The sequence below is a fragment of the Allobosea minatitlanensis genome, assembly GCF_964020775.1.
In genome coordinates, this window is the sequence record NZ_OZ224509.1 from 779,233 (window position 1) to 800,705 (window position 21,473).

Below are 21,473 nucleotides of genomic sequence, written 5' to 3' on the forward strand. Positions count from 1 at the left end.
TCTGATTCACTACTCTGGGGGGAGTAATTACGTATGTCAGACGTCTACATAGTCTATTCACGAGAAGATGTCGGACAGGCGGAGAGATTAGTAAAAACACTTTCAACCCGATGGGATGTTTGGTGGGACGATAAAATCGTCGGCGACTTCTCGACCGTGATCGAACGTGAAATCCAGAATACAAAATGCGTCGTTCCGCTCTGGTCGCCGACAGCTAAGGACAAGAGTAATGTAAAGGACGAACTCCGCTTAGCTGAGCAATATAATATTCCGATTATTCCCGCTAAGATCATTCCGACAAATGCGCCGTACGGCTTTAACGGCTATAGTGCGGTTGATCTTCTGGGCTGGACCGGAGAAGACGATCATCCTGGTATCCAGCACCTGATGCGCAAGATTTCGACTGTCGTCCCGCCGAGGATGGCGCCAACCCGCCCATCAGCCATCGCTGCGGGTAGAGTCCCCCTTCCGAGCTTGTTCCTCTCCGTGTCATCACACGAGACACAACTCGTTCCTCTCGAAGCTCTTAAGGCTCTTCGTCTCTTCGGTACATCGACGGTCCTTGTCTCCGCCTACGACCTGTTTCCACCCCGCCGCCCTCGAGGTATCCAGCAGGAGCTGAAGCGTATCCGCGCGCAAGGCGGATTTGTCCTCGTCGATTCAGGCAATTATGAAGCGACGCGACGCGACGACGACAGCTGGAAGCCCCAAGATTTCGAATTGGCGCTGGAAGGGATTTCACACGATTGGGTGTATTGCTTCGACGAGATGGATCCGTCGAGGGACAGAAAGCGTGCGGTTGGGCAAGTCATTGCAGCGGTCGAACGAGACAGGAAGTTCACCAAAGCCCCCGTCCTTCCAATCATTCATGCTCCCGCCACTAGGTCGAAAGGGTACGATCTTACTATTCTCCCCGAGGTCGTGCGGGATGTCGCCGACCAGCTCCAGCCACCGATGATCGCGCTGGCGGAGCGCGAGTTGGGCCGAGGGCTGATCCAGCGCGCACAGACCATGAGGCGCGTCCGGAACGAGCTTGATCGCTTATCCTTTTATCAGCCGATCCATCTCTTGGGTACGGGAAATCCATGGAGTATAGCGATCCTAACGGCAGCTGGAGCAGACAGCTTCGATGGGTTAGAGTGGTGCCGGGTTGCCGTTGACCGACAGCAGCACAGATTAAATCACTACCAACATTTCGATTTTTTCGCATACCAGGCGCAGATGGCGGCTTCGGCCATCACTGTTTCTGCGCTCTCCGACGATAATATAGACTACGCAGGTAAAGTTGCCTTCCATAATTTGGACTACTATCGGGAGCTAACCCACGACTTGCAGGCTGCCGCTTCAACAAATCGCTTAGAAGCATTTGCCGTCGGCCTGTTGGGCCAATCCAATTCAAAACAACTTAGGGATCAAATGCCGGATTTGTTCAGATGAGAAACGATGCTGCCAGGCTGGAGCACGCCGTTGCCGCAATATGCCCGGAGATTGAAGAGCGGGCTAAGCGCTCTCAGAGTGCGCTTGACGAGCGAAATCTCTGGTGGGAACTCTCATGCTGCCTGCTCAGCAGTCAAGTACCGTATGGGCTTGCCGTAGCCACCGCCGATGCTTTGGATAAACGGCAGCTTCTCCTCAACACATCGGCACCCCGGGCCGAACTCGCCGATGAAATCCTCGGGGTTCTCCGTCAACCTGTACTGGTGAACGGCAGCCTTCGAAATTATCGCTTTCCTCGATCAAAGTCGATGCAATTGGCCTCTGCGCGCGAATCGGTCTCGCAGGAAAGCGGGGACCTGTGCTCACTCGTGCATGCCTTCGGAGATGCGGCAACCGCTCGCTCGTGGCTTGTGTCGAACGTAGCTGGAATCGGGCCAAAGCAGGCGAGTATGTTCCTGCGTAACGCAGGTATCAGCTACGATCTCGCAGTCCTGGATCGCCACGTATTGAACTACATGACGATTATTGGACTCTACACAGGGGCCGGCCGAGCCATCTCGAAGCTTTCACACTATCACATGCAAGAAGATAAACTGATTTCACATGCAAATAGGCTCGGATTTGCAGTCGGCCTTATGGATTGGGCGATCTGGATAGTGATGCGGGTTGCGGGTTCTCAAGATACGGAGCGCGCGTTAGCATGAGCATTGTCACTCTCGTTTCCGGTGGGCTTGATTCCACGCTGGTCGCCTACCTCGCAAAAGAGGAAGGGATTCAGCAATATCCGATTTTCATCGACTATGGGCAGCGATCCCGCGATCGAGAGCACGCGGCTTGCCGGTCAGCGATGGCCAAGTTGCAGCTACCAGATTTGGAGGTGGCCGACCTGTCGGGCTATGGCCGCCTCATTAAGTCCGGGTTGACGGACCCGAACCAGCGAGTGCTGGAGGATGCGTTTACTCCTGGTCGAAATCTCCTCTTTCTGCTTGTAGCAGCAGCCTACGCATTTCAGCGCGACGCCGATGCGATATCGATTGGACTCCTCCATGAGGAAACCAGCCTGTTTCCTGACCAGACATCGGCGTTCTTGCAGGAGGCGGAGGCAATGATCGCAAGGAGCATGGGGCGTGAAATAAAGGTCCTTGCACCGCTCTCGTCGTTCCACAAGCAGGAAGTCATCGAACTCGCGACGCTTAAAGGCATCGAGGGCACTTATTCCTGTCATCTCGGGGGTGAAACACCTTGTGGAGCGTGCATAGCATGTAATGAATTCAAGGCTGAGGGGGTCTGATATGGGCGGCGGGAGTAGCGGGAGCTGGAGCAGGTTAGGCGACATTCGGTCCCTGGAGGAGAAAGCCAAGGCGGCGCTTCAGGGCGGCAAACGAAATGTCTTTATCAGTTTTGCAACCGAAGATATGGACGAGGTCAATCTTCTGCGCGCGCATGCGAAGAACGAGAACAGTGATATCGAGTTCAACGATCATTCTGTTCGCGAGCCCTACGACAGCGAACGCGCAGAATATATCAAACAAAAGATCAGCGAGCGGATAGAGCGCTCATCTGTTTGTGTCGTCTACATCTCCGACAATACTGCGCAAAGCCGTTGGGTGACTTGGGAAGTGGAGACCAGCCTCGCTCTTGGGAAAAAGGTGGTGGCGGTTCACCCCAAGGGGGGCGCCCCACGGCAAAATCCGCCTTGGGTGGCGAAGCACGGCGTGAAAGTCGTCCAGTGGAATCAATTGGCCGCTGAACTGAAATAGCCCGGAGATCCGTCGATATGACGCCTGATAGTTTTCCCGCCCTGTACCGCTCGGCAGACGGCTCCGCCGCCGATGCCCAGTCCACCTATCTAAGGCTTATTCGGCTGCAGTACCTTCTGCTCACTGTCGCAGCGACGATCTCTATTTGGTTTGGAGCGTCTCCTGATCTATACATCGCTTATGCGTTAGTTCTGGCCGCCTCTACGGGTCTCCTACTATATATGGCAGTCCAAAAACCTGAGAAAGAGTGGTACGGGTGCCGAGCGCTGGCGGAGTCGATCAAGACATCAACCTGGCGTTACATGATGCGAGCTGAGCCATTCGAAGATGCCCCGAAACTCTCAACAGTAGCAGAGAAATTCTCGGAGTTTCTGAGGGCGATTCTGGATGCCAACAGCCACGTCCGCGACTCGATAAGCCGTCGGCCGGTAACCGGCGATCAGATCACCAACGAAATGAATGCGGTTCGTGCTCTGCCTCTCGCAGAGCGTGTTCAACGATATAATACTGACCGGATTACGGACCAACGCGAATGGTATGTAGCAAAGGTTACCTGGAATAGGCAGCGTTTTCGCCTATGGATATTGATATGCGTCCTCGTTCAAGGTGCCGCAATCGCTTTAGCTCTCCTCCGAATCCGCCATGATCCACCATGGATGATTTGGCCAACCGAACCTTTGCTGGTGATAGCGTCTTCCGCCATAGGTTGGATCCAACTGAAGAAATTCAACGAACTCGCTTCTGCCTACAGCCTCACCGCCCACGAGATCGGCATCTTGCAGACGCGGCTTGGCACGATTGACAGCGAAGAGAAGTTTTCTGCCTTCGTAAATGAAGCCGAGCGAGCGTTCTCTCGTGAACATACCCAATGGGTTGCCCGCCAGATCGAGAATGCGCCCTGATTTGATCATACGCCAACCGATCAGCGAGTGAGTTCATTGGCGAATGCGATGCAGGCGAAAAAGTTTGTCGAAGAAATCCTTGATCTTCGCTTCGGCGCCGTCACCGACCAGTTCATTTGCACCGAACCGATAGACCTCATATCCCGCAAGGCGCAGCTCGCGGTCGGCCGACACCATATCGGCATAGACCTTCAATGAAGGAAGGTCGTTTTCCGAGAAATGGTGCTTACCGTCGACCTCAATCACGACGCGCTGACGGCTGGGTAACAGAAGCAGGAAGTCCATGCGTTGACGCGGCAATGGAAGCCGGTGACGCAGGGTTTTTACGACGGCAGGATCATAGTGAAGGTAGACCTGCGGCAGCAGCGCGGGCAGCGCCTCGCCGAGGGTAGACCGATAAGCCTTGAAGTAGGCCGCGAAAAGCTTGCGTTCCGCATCCGAGGCCAGGGATTCCTGGAGACGCGCTCCGAGTCTTGCGGCATCAGCACCGGGCGTAACGTCGCCCCACCAGGAAACGAGTTCCGACCACAGAAGGCCGCTCGCGCTGATCGGCCGGTCGTAGATCAGGCAGCTCTCTTCGCCGGACAGAATGACGATGTCGTTGTTGATCGCATCGGCGAAGCCGATTTCCGGCTTCGGTCCTCGTGACGCAAAGATCAGGTTTTTCGGCCGGCCGCCAACCCCCCGCACCAGAGAGCGGAAACTGAAAAGCGGATGGCCGGATACCTCGCCATCCTGCGCAAGCTCATATCCATCCCGCGCGAGCACCCTGTTCAACGCTTCGACTGTCTTCGTCTGCTCATCACCTGATCGGGAAAGGGGGTGAACAGCTTGTTCGAGCAAGGCGCCGAACCTGGCCCTGGAACAATCGAAGGCCCCGATTTCTCCAAACAGTTGTTCGACCGACCAATCGCCGGGATTGTGATCCATGTGCCGGGCGATGCGGTCGCGCAGGCTCTGGCCTTTGCTGCCAAAAAGGGCTTCGAATGGTGAGGAAAGCGGGAAGTAGCTCTCGACGACCTCCACGGTGCTACGCTCGCCGGCGAGGTCGTTGCCGAGAATCCGCGCGACGTCTCGTCGTGTGATCTGCGTCAGCGGTGGATCATCAGCCTCAAGCACCTTGCGGCCCGCCTCATCAAGCGGGATGTCGCTGCGAGCAGCAGCGAATTTGAGCGCCAGTCGAGCCAAGTCCGCCTGCGTGAGGTTTTCGAGCGCAAGTTCGATACGCTGCCGTTTTGAGAAGCCCTCTGGTGCCGGCACGACCAGCCCAGCGACCAGCCCCGGCTCCTGACTCATTTGGGCGTGGCTCATCCCGTGCAGAATTCCGAAGATAAGCCGATAAAGATCATCCGCCACGCCCGGTCCCTCTCAGGATCACACGCACAAATGCAAACATCCGCGTAAACAGATAATCCACCTGATCCAGAGAGGTCAGGGTTTCTTGGGTCGTCTCGGAATGACGAATGCGAAAGCTGTTCCCTATGGAGGTCAGCTCAGCGGCCTCCCGCCCAAGGGCTTCCCGGAATCCAGAGTCCGGCGTGGCGACACGGTCCAGCATCGCTTCGGCCTGAGCGCGCTTGTTGGCGCCGGGTTCCAGTGTCTTCAGCCGTTCAAAGGCATCCCACAGTTTCTCCAGCGCGTCCTGCCTGTCTTCAGGTTTGGGCGATAGAAACCGTTGGCGAGCGGCTTCGAGCAGGCGGTCCGTCTCCGCATCACCGGTATGAAACATCGCCCAACCGAGAACATCGGCGACCGGCTGTGGGAGAAGCCGGCGGGCCTGTCCGCTCGATGTGAGTTCATACGCAATCGCGTTCCGGCGAAACAGGAGGTTTACGTCGGCTACGAACCGAGCAAGGCCGCCGTCCCGGTTCCAGCTCAAGTGATGGTGACCGAAGTAGGAATGATAACTGCCTTGAATCGGCTCGCCGACGGCGCTGGCGCAAAACTCGAGCAGATCGAGGATCACCGGCGTATCGGGCACTTCGTTCACAGAGAACGGCCATTCGATCCACGGCACCTCGGCGCCCAGCACCCGGCTGAAGGCTTGGACGTCACATCCGCACGGACCATTCCCGTCGGGGCACTGTTCCGGAAAGCGAAAGCCAAACGAGCCATCGCCAATCCTCGTCTCGATCAAGGTGAAAAGACCCGCCCACAGACGGTCACCAATGACATCGATTGTTGCAGGGCGTGCCCCATATTCACGATCCGTAAAATAGCTCGACACCCTATCTCCCATCATCACTTCGCAGCACGGTTGGCTCGCCCGGCGATGTCCGCACATCGCATGATCAGCGCCTCGAAGGGTTCCGCGTCGTCAAGCAGCAACCCATCCTCGACCATGTGCGCATAGTCCGTTGCCAGCGCAGCGCGCGCATCTCCGTCCGGCACGAGTTGCAGCTTTCCACCGACGGCGGCTTCGTAGTCGATAACCTCGCCATCAACCGTCTTCGCCCCGAAGAACATGGTTTTGTGGCGGGCAACCGCGTCGGCGAGCTCACGATCCGATATTGCGGCGTTGGCGACCCCCGCATCATCCAGTCGGACGACATCGTGCCAATGACGGGCGAACCGATCGCCCCGCAACCGGCCCTCGAGGCAATAAACATGCATTGCCGTCGCTTTCTCCCAGAAGGTTCGCTCGGCATGCATGACCCGGGGACGAGCCGTTGGGAATTCGACGCCGTCGACCAATCCGGCCGCGTCGCATACAACATCGCGCGGGCTGGCCGGCTCCCCGGTCGAGCGGGCGCCGAATTCCAGCATCACGCTCGGAGCCACATAGCCCGATCCCGAAGAGGTCGCCTCATAGTCGATGAACAGCTTGTCGCCTTCGGCCCTGAACGTTGCAGGCAACGACTGCGCGTCGATCGCGCGGGCAAGGAGAGGTCGGACTGTTCCGTCGACCCATTCTGGCAGCCGGTGGCGGACTGCCTTCGACCATCGCTTCTCCTCACTCCGGTTTTTCGGCAGGCCCTCGCCGTTTTCGCCCACCAGGTCGGGGGCGATGGCGCGGATGTCGTAGGTGAGATCCACGTCCTCGGAAAAACGCCGGATGACGTGATAAGCCTTTGACAGTGATGTGCCGCCCTTGAACACGAGATGTTCGCCGAAATTTGACCCGAACAGCGTTGCGAGAGTCCAGACGACCCACACGTCCTTTTCAAGCAGATGGGCCGGGCGGCCGGATCGATCGGCGGCAACGGCAAGAGCCTCGCGCCGATCGTTCGCTGACAATGTGACGAAGGCTTCAGCCATGAGCGACCTTGCCGACCGATCTGGCGAGCCAGCTCGGTAGTTGCGGCGCGGCCGCGACAAGCTCGCCGAACGTAGAAGACGGCAGCTTGTGTTTCAGCGTCTTCAAGGCCGCTTCCGCCTTCTCCGGTCCCAGCCAGGCGAGTGCGCGCACGGCCTGCCCGGCAGGGCGATCGGCCAACGCCAACTGCCAGCGTGGCGCATGGCGCAGCTCAATAGTCTGCTGGCCCAGAGTCATGGTCCGGCTTCGGCCCGAGGTCAGATAGACCGACCGGACCGGTACTTGGGTCGTGAGCCCGAGCGCATTGGCAGCCGCCGCTCCGTTCGACACGATGATTTCACCACGCTGCGTCGCAAGGGCTTCAACGGCTTTATCGACGGAGGGCGCGCGAACGCCGAACCGGCTCGAAACCGGACGTAGGTAAACGCCGCGCCCGGCCCGTATCAGCCGGCCACGTTCTGCCAGTCGCGACAATGCCTGGTCCAATGCGGGGCGGTTGCCGAGATGGAGCAGGCTTTTCGCGGCGATCGGAGCGCCCTCGGGCAAACCCTCGGTATGCGCCAGAATCTGTTCGGTCAGTCGCTGCATGATAAATCTCCTGTCAGAAATATACGCAGTTTTCTGACAGTTTTCAATCTATGTGGGAACGCCATGACTCATGTTTACGCCCGCTCAACGCGCGTTCGGCCGCATGGCTGGATCGGGGCATCGTTCACCTGTTCCCGTCGCCTCCCTCATTCCGCTTGTGCTTGCGACCATCGCTATCAGCCTCAGCGCCATCGTGCCGATAGGCTGGCCAACGCTGGCAATGGTCGGAATTGGCATCGTGCTGCTCTGGCTCTTCGTCGTCGTGGAGCGGCGAGCAAAAGAGACCATCCTTCCGCACATCACCTATCGGCGTGGCAACTCCCTGAAATGGGTCTATCTCACGGTCGCTGCCCTGAGCGCGGGCGTGATGGTGGAGAACTTCATCCCCCTGTTTGGTCAGCAACTGGCGGGCCTTTCGCCGCTGATCGCCGGTTTCCTTGGCGCAGTTCTTTCGCTGGCATGGGTCATCGCCCAGCTCTTCATTGTTTCGGTCAAGAGTGAGAGCGGCCGCCGCCGCGCCATCCGCGTCGGCCCACTGCTGTTGACGGCTGGGCTGATCGCTTATGGACTTCTACAAGTGTTCGGTGCCGATATCGGGATGGTGCTGATTTGGGCGGCTGTCCTCGCGCTTGCCGGCGTCGGCATCGGACTGGCGTGGCCGCTGCTCGGTGTTGCAGCGATGAGCAGCACACATGATCCCGCCGAAGGAGGCAAGGCTGCTGCTGCGATCACCATCACACAGCTTATTGCTTTCTCGATCACTTCCGCACTCGCTGGCACGCTGATGGCGGCAGGCGGGGAATCTGCGGTGGATTCCGCACGCTATGTTACGCTCGGCATCGCGCTTCTTACCCTGTTGGGCATCTTCGCCGCTGGCGTGGCAACGAGAAAGTAGCCAGCCACCATGCGACGGCGGCGTCTGAAAGATGGTCCAAGGCTACGAGATCGGCACGGTGGCGTCGTCGCTGGGATTTGAAAGGCAGGCTTCTCTCACCGCCATGTTCAAGCGCTGGCTCGGGACGACGCCGACGGCTTATCGACGATCATGGGGTTGAGGCGACGCCGGCGGCAGGCTCGTTACAATATCCTCTCCAGGGGGATAGGATATCTGGATGAGCGAACAATCCGATGCCCACAGATCCCACGCCGCGATCACAATGCGCCTCAAGCGTGCGGACGGCCATTTGCGCGGGATCGTCGAGATGATCGAAGCTGGTCGGCCATGCCTCGATATCGCGCAGCAGCTTCACGCGGTCGAAAAGGCCATCGCACAAGCCAAGCGGACGCTGATTCAGAACCACCTCGACCACTGTCTCGACGACGTGGTCGGGCCGCTTGTTAAGGACGATCGTCGTTCGATCGACGAATTCAAGGAAATAACCAAGTACTTGTGAGGTTCCTATGTTGCAGGTTCTTGGAAACCGCACCTATCGCCACCTCTTCCTGGCACAGGTTATCGCGCTTATCGGAACAGGGCTTGCCACGATCGCGCTGGGGCTATTGGCCTATGATCTCGCCGGTCCCGATGCGGATGCGGTGCTGGGAACGGCGCTCGCCATCAAGATGGTCGCCTATGTGGGGGTGGCCCCTATCGCAGCGACCTTCGCGGAGCGCCTGGGCGCCGCGTTTGGCCTCCCGATCACCTTCGTTGCGCTGGGGCTGCTGGCCGCCGCCGCCGTATCGGCCGCTGCGGTCCTCTGGCCCGCGGCCGATCCCGACGAACTCGACCATATGCATGACACGCTCGAGGCGAGCCATCCGCATCTGTCCGATGCGGCTGCCGCCGATGGCGGATATCGGCACCGCCATGCCTTCGTCATCGACCGCCATCATACAAGATGGCCGGCTTCGCCGCGCGATCGCGGGGCCGGTGCTTGAGCACACTGGCGGCCTGCTTGGGCCTGTTCCTCACCGCCTTCTTTGCTGCCACCCTGCTGCCGATGCAGTCGGAAGCCGCGCTGATCGGGCTGCTGCTGGCCGATTCTTTCGCGGCCTGGGCATTGGTCGCCGCAGCGAGCCTTGGCAACGTGGCCGGCTCGGTCGTCAACTGGATCATCGGCGCGGCGTCGAGTGTTTCCGTAACCGGCGCTGGTTCCCGGTGTCGGAAGCCGGTCTCCAGCGGGCGCGGCGTTGGTATCGCCGCTATGGGAAATGGTCGTTGCTGCTAAGCTGGATGCCGGTCATCGGCGATCCGCTAACCCTCGCGGCCGGGATCATGAAGGAGCCGCTACCCGTCTTTCTCCTCCTAGTTGGCGTCGCCAAGCTCGGGCGATATCTGGTTCTGGCGGCGGCGACGGCGTGCGTGATGTAGAGTCTTTATCGCCGCCGCTACACTAGAGACGATTTCGAATGCTCGTCATCTTGTCGATCTCCTCACGCTGAGCTGCCATGATTTCGTCGCACAGCGTTTTCAGTTCCGAGTCGGCAAGCTTCGCCTCGCGGCACATCAGGATCGCGCCGGAATGGTGCGGGATCATCGAATCGATGAACTGGCGATCATCGATCAGGGTCTGGCTCCGCGTCGCCCAGAAGGAACCGGCGGTCAGCAGCGCGAAGACGACGTAAAGGGCGATATTCGCGCTCCGGTTCGGGAACATGCCCGGCATTGTCGCCAGCATGAAGATGCCCATCGGCGCCCACATGGTTATCGCCATGTAAAGCATGTTCAGATTATTCCGGAAGTCGCCCCAGCCGTCGATCATCGAAAACATCACGACATACATCACAATGAGGCAGAGGATCATGTTGATCCAGAACATCAGATAGGGACGGCCATGGGAGCCCCTCGAATGCCCGCCATGAGATGTGTGGTCGCTCGCCATTTGATCGTCCTTTCGCGGTTGTCAGTGTCCAATGCCCATCGGCTTGAAGATCATCCAGACCGCCATGCCGATCATCATGAGGTTCTCGGTGAGCGACACGAAGCCGAGCGGCACGTTGCTGTCGCCTCCGACGCAGGCGCATTTCAGCTCGCGCTTGTCGATATAGACCGCCTTGAACACTGAGACCGCGCCGATGCCGCCGATGAACAGCGCGACGGGGATCGACACCCACATCAGGGCGCCAGCCATCATCAGGACGCCGGCGAGCGCCTCCGCGAAGGGATAGATGTAGGCATATCGGACCCACCGCTGCGCCAGAAGGTCGTAGTTCAGGAACATGGTCGCGAAGCCTTCCACGTCCTTCAGCTTCTGAAGGGCAAGAAGACACATCGCGATGGCGATGAACCATTCGGCCGCCTGGACCGTCGCGAGGTTGCCGAACGCCGCCCAGCTCGCGGCCAACGCCATCAGCGCTGCCATCGCGAACAGCGCGATCACCGGCTTGTAGGTGACGGTGTCCTTGTCCTTGACCTTGCCGCCGAAGAACCGGACGAGATCATCGTAGCCGCCGATCCGCTTGCCGCCTATGAAGGTCTGTGGCGTTGACTGAACATTGTGCTTTGCTTTGAAAGCATCCGTCTCGGCGCGAGTCGTCAGATGGTGATCATCGACCTCGTAGCCTTCGCGCTTGAGGAGATCGAGCGCCTTCAGCCCGTAGGGACACGTATGGTTTTCCATCACCATTCGATGAAGTTCGGCGCGTTTGGCAGCATGGGTCGCCATTGTCTGATCCCTTCGATCTATAGTTTCGCCTTTGCGAACACCTCGACCAGCTCGTTGAACTTTGCTCTTTGCAGGTCGCCATCGCCCGAGGCGATCGCCTCCTCGACGCAGCAGGCGGCATGCGATCGCAGCACCTGGTTCTCCACCTTCGAGAGGGCGGCCTTGACCGCGTGGATCTGGTTGAGAATGTCGATGCAGTATCGCTCGTCCTCCACCATCTGACCGACGCCGCGAACCTGGCCGGCGATCCGGTTGAGTGACGCAATGATCTGCTTCGAGTTTTTATTGCACATCCAGCTACCCCTACCCGGTATGGGTATATATACGTTTCAGGAAAGGTTTCGTTCCCGCAAAACCCAAAAGTTTTGCCGGCATGTCAACGTCGAAGCAAATAATTGTGGGAGTTCCCATGGACGATACTGCAACTGTCCGGCGCAACATCACCGTGCTGACCGCCGCTCAGGCGCTCGGCGGATCGAGCGCGCCAATCGTCATGTCGCTCGGCGGCCTGGTCGGCCAGCAGCTCGCCGACAACCCCGCATGGGTGACGCTGCCGGTCAGCCTGTTCGGCGTCGGCCTGGCGATCGGCACGCTGCCCGCCGCGTTCGTCATGCGCGCTTGGGGACGCCGGAGCGGTTACTTGTTCGGCGCCTTCTTCGGCCTCGCGGCGGGTCTCATCGCAGCACTTGGTATCTTTGTGGCATCGTTTCTGCTGTTCTGCGTTGGCTGCTTTACCGCCGGTCTCTACGGCTCCTACGTTCAAAGCTATCGCTTCGCCGCCGCCGACGCTGCCGAAGGCGCGTTGAAGGCACGCGCAATCTCCTGGGTGATGGTCGGCGGACTGATCGCGGCTGTCATCGGTCCCCAGCTCGTCATCTGGACACGCGATTCCTTCCCCGGCACGCCCTATGTCGGCAGCTTTCTCAGCCAGGCGGCGCTTCCGCTGTTGTCCATCCCGATTCTGTTGATGCTACGCGCGCCGCAATCTGGTTCGCAATCCGAGTCCGAAAGCTCCGGCCGTTCCCTGATTCAGATCCTGATGATGCCCCGCTACATGCTCGCCGTCGCAGCCGGCGTCGTCTCCTACGGCCTCATGGCTTTCGTCATGACGGCGGCTCCGATCGCGATGGTCAACACCGGCCATTCGGTCAACAGTGCAGCACTCGGAATCCAGTGGCATCTACTGGCGATGTTCGCGCCAAGTTTCGTCACCGGCCGTCTCATGACACGCTTCGGCAAGGAGCGGGTCACCGCTGCGGGGATGCTGCTCATCGCCGTCTCGGCCGTGGTCGCACTGGCCGGGCTTGAGCTGATCAATTTCTGGGGATCTCTCGCCATCATGGGGCTCGGCTGGAATTTCAGCTTCATCGGCGCGACGGCTATGGTCACGGACTGCCATACGCCGGGCGAGCGCGCCAAGGCGCAGGGCGCGAACGACTTCATGGTCTTCGGCACGACCGCCGCCGTATCGTTTCTGGCTGGCAGCGTCCTGCACAACTCGGGCTGGGCGGCGATCAACTGGCTGTTGTTTCCGCCGGTCGCCTTGATCCTCGTGCCGCTGCTCTGGCAGGCGGCGCGCAAACCCCAAGCCTGAAACGACAAGTCCCCGCCATATCTGGCAGGGACGAAAACATCAGGCCGCTTCGGTTAGGCGAACGGGCCGAGTGTTACTCTACTGCACGGAACGAGTAATCGCACCGCTGCGCGGCTGGACCGTGAGGTCCTCATCGTCCTGATCGGTTTCCAGACGCTGGAGGATCGGGCAATGCGGGCGATGGTCGCCCGTGCAGGCTTTCACCAGCATCGTGAGCGTGTGCGCCATGTCCTGCAAGTCCGCGATCTTCTTCTCCAGCGCGTCGATGTGGCCCTGCGCCAGACGCTTGACCTCCGCGCTCTGCCGCGACTCGTCGCGCCAGAGGCCGAGGAGATCGCCGATCTCGGCCACCGAGAAGCCGAGATCACGCGCGCGCCGGATGAAGCGCAGCATGTGAACGTCCGTGTCCGAATAGTCGCGATAGCCGGAAGACGTCCGATCGGCGGCCGGAATGAGGCCGGTATGTTCGTAGTAGCGGATCATCTTGGCCGAGACGCCGGACGCTTTCGAAGCTTGTCCGATATTCATGCGTTTTCTCCCGTAAGGTACGACAGCCGACCCCGAATATAGGGTCGGCTGCTTCGGTTCATTAGGTTGGGACCTTGAAGGTCTTGAGCCGCAACGCATTGCCGAGCACGAAGACGCTCGACAGGGCCATGGCGCCGGCGGCGAAGACCGGCGACAGCAGGATGCCGTAGGCCGGATAGAGCGCGCCGGCGGCGACCGGGATCAGGGCCGTGTTGTAGGCGAAGGCCCAGAACAGGTTCTGCCGGATGTTTCCGATCGTCGCCTTCGACAGTGCGATGGCGTTCGGCACCCCGGTCAGGCTGCCCGACATCAGCACCACGTCCGCCGCCTCGATGGCGATATCCGTGCCGGTGCCGATGGCGAGGCCCACATCCGCCTCGGCGAGCGCCGGAGCGTCGTTGATGCCGTCGCCGACGAAGGCGACCTTACCGTGCTCGGCCTTGAGGCGACGGATCGCCTCGACCTTGCCGTCCGGCAGCACTTCCGCCACCACCTCGTCGATGCCGAGACGCGCGGCGATGGCCTTGGCCGTCCGCCGGTTGTCGCCGGTGATCATCGCGACTTTCAGCCCGAGATCGTGCAGCGCCTTGATCGCGGCCGGCGTCGTCGCCTTGATCGGGTCGGCCACGGCAATGATCGTCGCGAGCCTGCCCTCGATCGCGGCATAGAGCGGCGACTTGCCCTCGTTGCCGAGCCGTTCGGCCACGACGGCGAAGCCCGCCACGTCATGGCCAAGCTCGACCATGTAGCGGTCCGCGCCGATCTCGATACGCTTGCCGTCGACCACGGCCTTCACGCCGAAGCCGGTTACCGATTCGAAACCAGACACGGCGGGAAGCGCGATGCCTTCCGCCTCGGCCGCTTCCACGATGGCGCGGGCGATCGGGTGTTCTGACTTGGCTTCGACGGCCGCGATTAGACCCAGCACGGTCGCACGGTCAAAGCCGGCGGCCAGTTCGAGGTCGGTCAGGGCGGGCTTGCCCTCGGTCAGCGTGCCGGTCTTGTCGACGGCCACGACCCTGGCGTCCTTCAGCAGTTGCAGCGCTTCACCCTTGCGGAAGAGTACGCCCAGCTCCGCGCCCCGGCCGGTGCCGACCATGATCGAGGTCGGCGTAGCCAGACCCATGGCGCAGGGGCAGGCGATGATCAGCACGGCGACCGCATTGACCAGCGCGAAGGTGAGCGCCGGCGACGGCCCGAAATAGAGCCATGCCGCGAAGGTCAGAGCCGCGACGGCGAAGACAGCCGGCACGAAATACATCGTCACCTTGTCGACCAGCGCTTGGATCGGCAGCTTCGAGCCTTGTGCTTCCTCAACCATGCGGATGATCTGCGACAGCACGGTGTTGCCGCCGACCGCCGTGGCGCGGATCGCGAAGGCGCCCTTCTGGTTCACGGTGCCGGCGACGACCTCGCTACGATTCGTCTTGGAAACCGGGATCGGTTCGCCGGTGATCATGGATTCATCGACATAGCTTTCGCCCTCGATGACCTCGCCATCGACCGGGATACGGTCGCCGGGACGGACCTCCACGATGTCACCCGACAGCACGGAGTCGATCGGAAGATCGACCGTCTTGCCGTCACGGCGGACGCGCGCCGTCTTGGCCTGAAGGCCGACCAGACGCTTGATCGCTTCCGAGGTACGCCCCTTGGCGCGGGCTTCGAGCAGCCGGCCGAGCAGGATCAGCGTGACGATGACCGCGGCGGCTTCATAATAGACGTTGATCGTCCCTGCGGGCAGGAAGCCCGGCGCGAAGGTCGCGACCAGCGAATAGCCGTAAGCCGCGAGCGAGCCGACTGCCACCAGCGAGTTCATGTCCGGCGCCAGACGCCAGAGGGCGGGAAGCCCCTTGTCATAGAAGCGGATGCCCGGCACGAACAGCACCAGCGTCGTCAGCACGAACTGGAGATACCAACTGTTCGTCATGCCGATGGTGGATTCGATCACGCCATGCACGCCCGGAATGAGGTGCGAGCCCATTTCCAAAAGGAAGACCGGAGCGGTCAGCACCGCCGCGATGGTGAAGTCGCGGGTCAGCTCGCGGCGTTCGGCTTCCTTCTTCTCTGCGCGGTCATTCGTCTCGGCCTGGCTCGATCCGGTTGCCGCCGAGATGACCTTGGCGTCGTAGCCCGCATTCTCGATGGCCGCAATCACGGCTGCCGTGTCTGCGGTTCCCTGGATCGTGGCCTTCTCGGTCGCGAGGTTGACGACGGCGCTGGTGACGCCCGGCACGGCCTTCAGGGCCTTCTCGACACGACCCACGCAGGAGGCGCAGGTCATGCCCTCGATCGCGACTTCAAGCGAGGCGGCCGCTTGTGCGGCAGGGCTCTCCGAAACCTCATAGCCGACATCCTCGATGGCCTTGACGAGCGTAGCGCGATCGACGGGAGCATTCGTCGTGATGCTTGCCTTTTCGGTCGCCAGGTTGACGACCGCATCGGCAACGCCGGGGACGGCCTTGAGGGCTCGTTCGACACGACCGACGCAGGAGGCGCAGGTCATGCCTTCTATTGACAGGGAAATTGCCGCGTTCCTGGTGTCCGCAGCTCGAACGGGGGCATTCATAGCCGCCTCCTTTTCTCGTTCCGAAATTCACGTTCGGACGGAAAATGAGGCTTCCAACCATGGGAAGGTCAATAGCGCATTTTCTTTTTTTTGGCCCTTGACCTTACCACGGTTGGAAGCACCACCTTGGGCGACATGAGATCAAAACAAGGAGAAGTCTCATGGACCTCAAAATTGAAAACATGACCTGCGGCGGTTGCGCCAAGTCCGTCACCAAGGCGATCCAGTCGGTGGACTCCGCAGCCAAGATCGAGACGAATCCCGCCGCGCGCGCCGTCAAGGTCGAGACGACCGCCACGCCGTCCGCGATCTTGCAGGTTCTGGAAGAAGCCGGCTATCCGGCGACCTCAAACTGAACGGGAGCGAGACCATGAACAAGCTCACTCCGATCTTCATCGCAGGGGCCATCGCTATCGCCGGCGGCCTGGCATTCGCTCAAACCCAAATGAAAACGGACAACAACACGATGCAAGGTCACGACATGTCAGGCATGCAGACGCCAGGATCGGACACGCCGTCGACGAAGGCATACGAGACCGCCATGGATGCCATGATGAAGGACATGATGGTGCCCTATACCGGCGACGCCGACGTGGACTTTATGCGCGGTATGATCCCGCACCATCAGGGCGCGATCGACATGGCGAAGGTCGTGCTCCAGTACGGCAAGGACCCCGAGGTCCGCAAACTCGCCGAAGAGGTGGTCAAGGCCCAGGAGGGCGAGATCGCCATGATGAAGAAGTGGCTCGCCGACCGAGGCAAGTAACCAGTGTCGCCTGGAACCGCCGTGGTGTGTCACCAAAAAAGACGCTCGGCGGCGGACGCGGCGAGCGGGTGGGAGCGGACCACCCTGGATGAACGCAAGCCGAGGGTGCGGATGATGTTGTCTTGCACGGCGTTTTGACGGCGATGCAACGGCTGTTCATCGCTCTGCTCATGCTCCTTTCCTTCGCCAGCGTGGCGTTGACCGTTCCGGCGCTCGGTGCTCGCATGGCCAGTAACTCCCACGTAATGATTTCGGAACACGGATCGCAGCATCCGGCCGCGGATACCGCTGCCGTGCCGTGCCAGGAACATCGAATCTGCAACGGAAACAATGCCTTCTGTTATGCCCTATGCTCAGGCATGACGCACTGGCTTGCGCCTAAGGCGCCGACAAATGCCACCGCTCCTACCGCAGCGATCTGGAGCATTACCGAGATGCCGGACCTCGCCGGCATCGGCCCCGCACGCAACGAACGCCCTCCCAACGACGGTCTTGCTGAACGCAAGTGGCCTGCCTAGTCGCACGCCGATCTGAATTCAGAGGGAGCATAGTCCTCCCAGGAGACCGAAAATGAAGCTTATCTCACGCCGCAGCTTTCTCGCCGCAGGCGCTGCCACGCTATCCGCAGCAGCTCTACCGCGCTTCGCCAACGCCCAAAGCGCGATGGCCCTCAGCGCTGCAACGCGCGTGCTGGACGTCGACGGGCGCGCCGCCACAGTCTTCGGCCTTGAAGGGTCGAGCGGGCAAGGATTGGTTCTCGACCCCGGACAACGCTTTCGCGTCGACCTGGCCAATCGTCTCGATGTGCCGACCCTGATCCATTGGCACGGCCAGATCCCGCCCAACGAGCAGGACGGCGTTCCGGACGTGCCGCGCCCGATGCTGCAACCCGGAGAAACGCGCTCCTATGACTATGAGCCGCTTCCCGGCACCTACTGGATGCACGCGCATATCCCGCTTCAAGAAATGAACCTTCTCGCCGCGGCCTTGATCGTGCGCAGCGCCGAAGACGTGAAGGCCGACCGCCAGGAGGTCGTGATGTTCCTTCATGATTTCTCGTTCAAGACGCCCGAAGAGGTCATGCAGGAGATCACCGGCGGACATGGTGGCGGCCATGATATGAGCGCGATGGGAGGCCAATCCGATCCCGGCGCGTCGATGGACCATTCCGGCATGAAGATGGATATGTCCTCGATGCAGGGCATGGCCGTGGACCTGAACGACTACGATTGGGACGCCTACCTCACCAACGACCGCACCTTGTCCGATCCGCAGATCGTCAGGGTCGAGAAGGGCGGACGGATAAAGCTTCGGGTGATCAACGGCGCTTCGGCCACCGTCTTCTGGATCGATACCGGCGAGCTTTCGGCGCGCCTCGTAGCTGTCGACGGCCATGCCGTGCAACCGCTTGAGGGCAAACGGTTCGGCGTCGCCATGGGCCAGCGTCTCGATCTTGAGCTGGAGCTTGCCGGAGATGGAGCCTGGCCTGTGCTGGCGTTGCGCGAGGGCGCAAAGGAGCGCACCGGGCTGATCCTCGCAACGCCGGGCGCGACTATTCAGAAGGTTCCCGCACTCGGCGACGCGGATACGCCTGCATTCGACATCGAGCTTTCGCAAGAGCAGAGGCTGCGGGCGACGGACAATCTGCCGCCGCGTGCCGCGCAACGCACCCAGATGGTCATGCTAGGCGGCTCAATGCAGCCCTACCTCTGGACCATCGACGGCAAGGTCTGGGGAGAGCACAAGCCGATTGTCGCAACGACTGGCGAGCGCGTCGAGATCATGTTCCACAATATGTCGATGATGGGCCATCCGATGCACCTGCACGGCCACGTTTTTCAGGTCGTGGAGATCAACGGCAAGCGGTTCGAAGGCGCGCGGCGCGACACCGTCTATGTTCCTCCGATGGGCATGGTGACGGTGGCGCTCGATGCTGGCGAGGCGGCGCGCTGGATGCTGCATTGCCACCACATGCCGCACCTTCAAACTGGCATGATGACCGAGTTCAGCGTATCAGCGTGATAGGGCGCCTGCGCCGCGAGGGATCGCGGCGCAGGCTTGCTCGATAGCGCTCCCGACTATCTTCACAGCTTCGTGCGCGTGGGGGGGCGCGCACATCGACTGCTCTCGGGAAACGCGATCAAGCAGCTCTCGCAGTTGGGCCTCGTCCACTCCGTCCGCCGACATCACAGCGCGGACAATCGGATCGGAAAGAAGCTCTGCAACGGTCGGCTTCGGGCGGCGCCCGGTATGGCTGCTCATAACTCTCGGTCTCCTTTGCCCGCTCTGGCGAGCTGCTCTCCCCCATTTCGCCCGCGACTTGCCCTCTTGCTGGCTGGCGTCCTCACGCATCCTGATCGTCAGGCGTGAAGAACACGTCAGCGTGCATGTCCTCCCTGCGCAGTCCCCGTCCGAAGGCGACCTCCATCGCTGCATCGACCATCGGCGGCGGCCCGGCGACGTAGGCTTTCCAGCCGTCGAGATCCTCCAGATCCTCGGCCACCGCCTGGGTCACGAAACCGCGCCGGTGCTGCGCTGACTCTGCCTCCGAGAGCACGGCCGAGAAGGCAAGAGTGGAGTGACGCTCGGCCATGGCCTGGAAATGCTCCACGAGATAGAGATCTCGCTCGCCGCGTGCGCCGAAGTAAACATGGATCGGCTGCTTCATGCCGTGCGCAAGAGCGGTTTCGACGATCGATTTGATCGGCGCCAGGCCGGAGCCCCCGGCGATGCAAAGAATCGGGCCGGAATGATGCTGGCGCAGGTAGGAAGAGCCCAGCGGAAATTCGAGCGCCACCCTGTCGCCAGTCTTCAGCCCAAAATGCACATGCTCCGAGGTGACGCCGCCCGGAACGCGACGAATGTGGAATTCAAGGCTGTCGTCGCCGTGACGATTGGCCATCGAATAACTGCGCGCCGGCGCTCCATCGAAGCCGACCTGCGCATACTGCCCGGCGGTAAACAGCAACGGGCTACCATCCGCGGGTGCAATCCGCACCAGCTTGATATCGTGCGTGAGATCGTCGAGGCCGGTGACAATCGCGTCCAGGCGTCGCGGCGTCTCCACGGAATCGTCGTCATCGCTGCCCAGCCAAGCGACGGCCGCATCCGTTTGCGGCATAGCGCGGCATGCGAGGATCAGGCCATCGGCCTTCTCTTCCTCGGTGAGCGCGAAGCGCGAGTGCTGGAGCAATTCCACCTCGCCCTCGATCAGGCGGGACTTGCAGGAGCCGCAGCGGCCGGAACGGCAACCGTGAGGATAGGGAATGCCGACGGCGAGCGCGGCGTCGAGGATGGTTTGGTCCTCTTGGACCTCAAGGCTGGTCCGCGCTTGCCGGATATCAACGAACTTGCTCGTCATCTGCGTCTCCTCACAGGCTCCCGGCGAGACCGAGCGCCTTGACGAGGCCCGGCTTCTGGCTCGGGAAGGTCCCGTAGAAGACTTCCGATCCGATGATGGTGATCGGAGCGACCCGGACGCCGGTCCGGGCCTTTGCCTCCTCGGCGATCTTCGGGTCGGTGAGGTCGCGTTCCTCGTAGGCGAGGCCCTGTTGGTCGAGCCAGCGTTTGAGCGCGTGGCAGTCCGGACAGGTCGGTGTGGTGTAGATGAGAATCTGGGGTTTGCTGCTCTCCGTCATCGGTCTTGCCTTTCTCTGAATTCGACACGGTTGCCCCGCCGCCAGGCCGCCCAACCGCAGGCGGATTTGGCAGGATTGTCGTCAGCGTGCGGCTTCCAGCGCTTGTAAGGTCAAGACTGTTCGTGCGCGGAAAAGGAAAATTCGAGATATGACGCAGGGGCAGAGAAGGACTGCGCCAACTGTCCCGCCGATCGACAGCGACCGTGTTTCGCATTGTGATTGCGCGCCCATCCGGTAAACTGGGCGAGACCAATCAAACACGGACAGCTCTTGGCGATCAAATGCCGGCAGGTTCCGTCCCGAACTCAGGTAAAGCACGCAGATGACTGCTCTCAAGAAGACAAACGCCACGAAGCCAGACGATCGTGCGACCCCCGAGCATATGGAGGTTGAAGGTCACCTCCTGCTCCCTTCACTCTCGCAGAACGAGATCACGATCCTCGCGGAAACGTTTCGCCTGCTCGGCGATCCCTCACGGTTGAAGATCCTGCTGAGCTGTGTACCGGCGCCCATTTCGGTGGGCGATATCGCCGAGCGGCTCGACCTGTCCGTGACCCTCGTCAGCCACCATCTACGCCTGCTGCGCGGCGCGCGTCTCGTCAAGGGCGATCGCCAAGGCAAGCAGATCTTCTACGCGATCGCCGACCAGCACGTCAGCCATGTTCTTCAGGATATGGCGACGCATATTTCAGAGGATCATGCGGACGACTGATCCGCCTGGAGAAGAGCATAATTTTACCACTAACACTTGAATAGCTGTTCAAGTGTGTTATTGACTCCTTCCGAAGCCGCGCAGGGCGTGTGAGCACGCGCGCCCGCTACGGCGGCCG

The 21,473-nt window shown here is 60.8% G+C and carries 25 protein-coding genes and 2 pseudogenes; 16 read left to right on the forward strand and 11 right to left on the reverse strand.

Annotated features, from left to right (window positions below; translation table 11 throughout):
* Window positions 1-33: 33 nt before the first annotated feature.
* From ACWH43_RS03650 to ACWH43_RS03670, 5 genes are read left to right on the forward strand one after another with little or no spacing between them, the layout of a single operon-like run.
* Window positions 34-1,437 carry a toll/interleukin-1 receptor domain-containing protein gene (locus ACWH43_RS03650; RefSeq protein WP_003497299.1) on the forward strand — a complete coding sequence of 468 codons (1,404 nt, stop codon included), beginning with the start codon at window positions 34-36 and terminating at the stop codon, window positions 1,435-1,437.
* The gene (locus ACWH43_RS03655; protein ID WP_024896894.1) at window positions 1,434-2,141 is read left to right on the forward strand and encodes an 8-oxoguanine DNA glycosylase; all 708 of its coding nucleotides are present in this window, start codon (window positions 1,434-1,436) and stop codon (window positions 2,139-2,141) included. Before ACWH43_RS03650 ends, ACWH43_RS03655 begins: the two co-directional genes overlap by 4 nt.
* Complete coding sequence (locus tag ACWH43_RS03660; protein WP_024896895.1) at window positions 2,138-2,728, forward strand: 7-cyano-7-deazaguanine synthase; 591 nt, start codon at window positions 2,138-2,140, stop codon at window positions 2,726-2,728. Before ACWH43_RS03655 ends, ACWH43_RS03660 begins: the two co-directional genes overlap by 4 nt.
* Before the next feature lies 1 nt (window position 2,729).
* A complete protein-coding gene (locus tag ACWH43_RS03665; protein WP_024896896.1) occupies window positions 2,730-3,197 on the forward strand; it encodes a TIR domain-containing protein in 468 nt (155 codons plus the stop codon).
* 17 nt (window positions 3,198-3,214) lie between these two features.
* Window positions 3,215-4,099, forward strand: a complete 885-nt coding sequence (locus ACWH43_RS03670) for a DUF4231 domain-containing protein (protein ID WP_024896897.1) — start codon at window positions 3,215-3,217, stop codon at window positions 4,097-4,099.
* A 33-nt stretch (window positions 4,100-4,132) separates the two neighbouring features.
* Here ACWH43_RS03670 and ACWH43_RS03675 read toward each other — a convergent pair whose 3' ends face one another.
* Genes ACWH43_RS03675 through ACWH43_RS03690 form a run of 4 tightly spaced genes read right to left on the reverse strand, consistent with a single transcriptional unit; the run spans window position 4,133 to window position 7,943 of the window.
* Window positions 4,133-5,455, reverse strand: coding sequence for an AbiJ-related protein (locus tag ACWH43_RS03675; protein WP_003497293.1), 1,323 nt, complete (start codon window positions 5,453-5,455; stop codon window positions 4,133-4,135).
* On the reverse strand, window positions 5,445-6,326 hold the full coding sequence (locus tag ACWH43_RS03680) for a hypothetical protein (RefSeq protein ID WP_024896898.1): 882 nt from the start codon (window positions 6,324-6,326) through the stop codon (window positions 5,445-5,447). Before ACWH43_RS03680 ends, ACWH43_RS03675 begins: the two co-directional genes overlap by 11 nt.
* Before the next feature lie 14 nt (window positions 6,327-6,340).
* Window positions 6,341-7,357, reverse strand: a complete 1,017-nt coding sequence (locus ACWH43_RS03685) for a nucleotidyl transferase AbiEii/AbiGii toxin family protein (RefSeq protein WP_003497288.1) — start codon at window positions 7,355-7,357, stop codon at window positions 6,341-6,343.
* On the reverse strand, window positions 7,350-7,943 hold the full coding sequence (locus ACWH43_RS03690) for a DUF6088 family protein (protein WP_003497286.1): 594 nt from the start codon (window positions 7,941-7,943) through the stop codon (window positions 7,350-7,352). Before ACWH43_RS03690 ends, ACWH43_RS03685 begins: the two co-directional genes overlap by 8 nt.
* A 70-nt stretch (window positions 7,944-8,013) precedes the next feature.
* Here ACWH43_RS03690 and ACWH43_RS03695 point away from each other — a divergent pair, with 70 nt between their 5' ends.
* From ACWH43_RS03695 to ACWH43_RS03715, 5 genes and pseudogenes are all read left to right on the forward strand, one after another.
* Complete coding sequence (locus ACWH43_RS03695) at window positions 8,014-8,838, forward strand: MFS transporter (protein WP_260348949.1); 825 nt, start codon at window positions 8,014-8,016, stop codon at window positions 8,836-8,838.
* Between the two features lie 31 nt (window positions 8,839-8,869).
* Window positions 8,870-8,998: a helix-turn-helix domain-containing protein gene (locus ACWH43_RS03700; RefSeq protein WP_003500177.1), complete on the forward strand. Its 129-nt coding sequence runs from the start codon at window positions 8,870-8,872 to the stop codon at window positions 8,996-8,998.
* Between the two features lie 57 nt (window positions 8,999-9,055).
* Window positions 9,056-9,337 carry a metal-sensing transcriptional repressor gene (locus ACWH43_RS03705; protein WP_024899650.1) on the forward strand — a complete coding sequence of 94 codons (282 nt, stop codon included), beginning with the start codon at window positions 9,056-9,058 and terminating at the stop codon, window positions 9,335-9,337.
* A 7-nt stretch (window positions 9,338-9,344) separates the two neighbouring features.
* Window positions 9,345-9,560, forward strand: a pseudogene (locus ACWH43_RS03710) (MFS transporter); the annotation flags it as partial.
* 257 nt (window positions 9,561-9,817) lie between these two features.
* Window positions 9,818-10,254: pseudogene (locus ACWH43_RS03715) on the forward strand (YqaA family protein).
* A 22-nt stretch (window positions 10,255-10,276) separates the two neighbouring features.
* On the opposite strand, the gene ACWH43_RS03720 reads toward ACWH43_RS03715, so the two are convergent.
* Genes ACWH43_RS03720 through ACWH43_RS03730 form a run of 3 tightly spaced genes read right to left on the reverse strand, consistent with a single transcriptional unit; the run spans window position 10,277 to window position 11,841 of the window.
* A complete protein-coding gene (locus tag ACWH43_RS03720) occupies window positions 10,277-10,765 on the reverse strand; it encodes a DUF305 domain-containing protein (RefSeq protein WP_024899651.1) in 489 nt (162 codons plus the stop codon).
* 21 nt (window positions 10,766-10,786) lie between these two features.
* A complete protein-coding gene (locus tag ACWH43_RS03725) occupies window positions 10,787-11,548 on the reverse strand; it encodes a glutaredoxin family protein (protein ID WP_003500183.1) in 762 nt (253 codons plus the stop codon).
* 17 nt (window positions 11,549-11,565) lie between these two features.
* Window positions 11,566-11,841, reverse strand: coding sequence for a metal-sensitive transcriptional regulator (locus tag ACWH43_RS03730; protein ID WP_003500186.1), 276 nt, complete (start codon window positions 11,839-11,841; stop codon window positions 11,566-11,568).
* 116 nt (window positions 11,842-11,957) lie between these two features.
* Here ACWH43_RS03730 and ACWH43_RS03735 point away from each other — a divergent pair, with 116 nt between their 5' ends.
* The gene (locus ACWH43_RS03735; RefSeq protein ID WP_024899653.1) at window positions 11,958-13,142 is read left to right on the forward strand and encodes an MFS transporter; all 1,185 of its coding nucleotides are present in this window, start codon (window positions 11,958-11,960) and stop codon (window positions 13,140-13,142) included.
* Between the two features lie 78 nt (window positions 13,143-13,220).
* Here ACWH43_RS03735 and cueR read toward each other — a convergent pair whose 3' ends face one another.
* Window positions 13,221-13,670: a Cu(I)-responsive transcriptional regulator gene (gene cueR, locus ACWH43_RS03740; RefSeq protein WP_003500188.1), complete on the reverse strand. Its 450-nt coding sequence runs from the start codon at window positions 13,668-13,670 to the stop codon at window positions 13,221-13,223.
* A 61-nt stretch (window positions 13,671-13,731) separates the two neighbouring features.
* Window positions 13,732-16,239: a heavy metal translocating P-type ATPase gene (locus ACWH43_RS03745; RefSeq protein WP_024899654.1), complete on the reverse strand. Its 2,508-nt coding sequence runs from the start codon at window positions 16,237-16,239 to the stop codon at window positions 13,732-13,734.
* A 161-nt stretch (window positions 16,240-16,400) separates the two neighbouring features.
* On the opposite strand from ACWH43_RS03745, the gene ACWH43_RS03750 reads away from it, so the two are divergent.
* From ACWH43_RS03750 to ACWH43_RS03765, 4 genes are all read left to right on the forward strand, one after another.
* On the forward strand, window positions 16,401-16,595 hold the full coding sequence (locus ACWH43_RS03750; protein ID WP_003500190.1) for a heavy-metal-associated domain-containing protein: 195 nt from the start codon (window positions 16,401-16,403) through the stop codon (window positions 16,593-16,595).
* Between the two features lie 14 nt (window positions 16,596-16,609).
* A complete protein-coding gene (gene copM / locus ACWH43_RS03755; protein ID WP_003500191.1) occupies window positions 16,610-17,005 on the forward strand; it encodes a CopM family metallochaperone in 396 nt (131 codons plus the stop codon).
* A gap of 122 nt (window positions 17,006-17,127) precedes the next feature.
* Window positions 17,128-17,523 (forward strand): hypothetical protein, encoded by a 396-nt coding sequence (locus ACWH43_RS03760; protein ID WP_035243490.1) that lies wholly within the window; start codon window positions 17,128-17,130, stop codon window positions 17,521-17,523.
* 52 nt (window positions 17,524-17,575) lie between these two features.
* On the forward strand, window positions 17,576-19,027 hold the full coding sequence (locus tag ACWH43_RS03765; RefSeq protein WP_003500192.1) for a multicopper oxidase family protein: 1,452 nt from the start codon (window positions 17,576-17,578) through the stop codon (window positions 19,025-19,027).
* A 322-nt stretch (window positions 19,028-19,349) separates the two neighbouring features.
* On the opposite strand, the gene ACWH43_RS03770 is transcribed toward ACWH43_RS03765, so the two are convergent.
* Window positions 19,350-20,366, reverse strand: coding sequence for a 2Fe-2S iron-sulfur cluster-binding protein (locus ACWH43_RS03770; protein WP_003500193.1), 1,017 nt, complete (start codon window positions 20,364-20,366; stop codon window positions 19,350-19,352).
* Window positions 20,367-20,376: 10 nt separating this feature from the next.
* Window positions 20,377-20,643 (reverse strand): glutaredoxin family protein, encoded by a 267-nt coding sequence (locus ACWH43_RS03775; RefSeq protein ID WP_003500194.1) that lies wholly within the window; start codon window positions 20,641-20,643, stop codon window positions 20,377-20,379.
* A gap of 322 nt (window positions 20,644-20,965) precedes the next feature.
* Here ACWH43_RS03775 and ACWH43_RS03780 point away from each other — a divergent pair, with 322 nt between their 5' ends.
* Window positions 20,966-21,355, forward strand: a complete 390-nt coding sequence (locus ACWH43_RS03780) for an ArsR/SmtB family transcription factor (RefSeq protein WP_428839562.1) — start codon at window positions 20,966-20,968, stop codon at window positions 21,353-21,355.
* The last annotated feature ends 118 nt before the right edge of the window (window positions 21,356-21,473 follow it).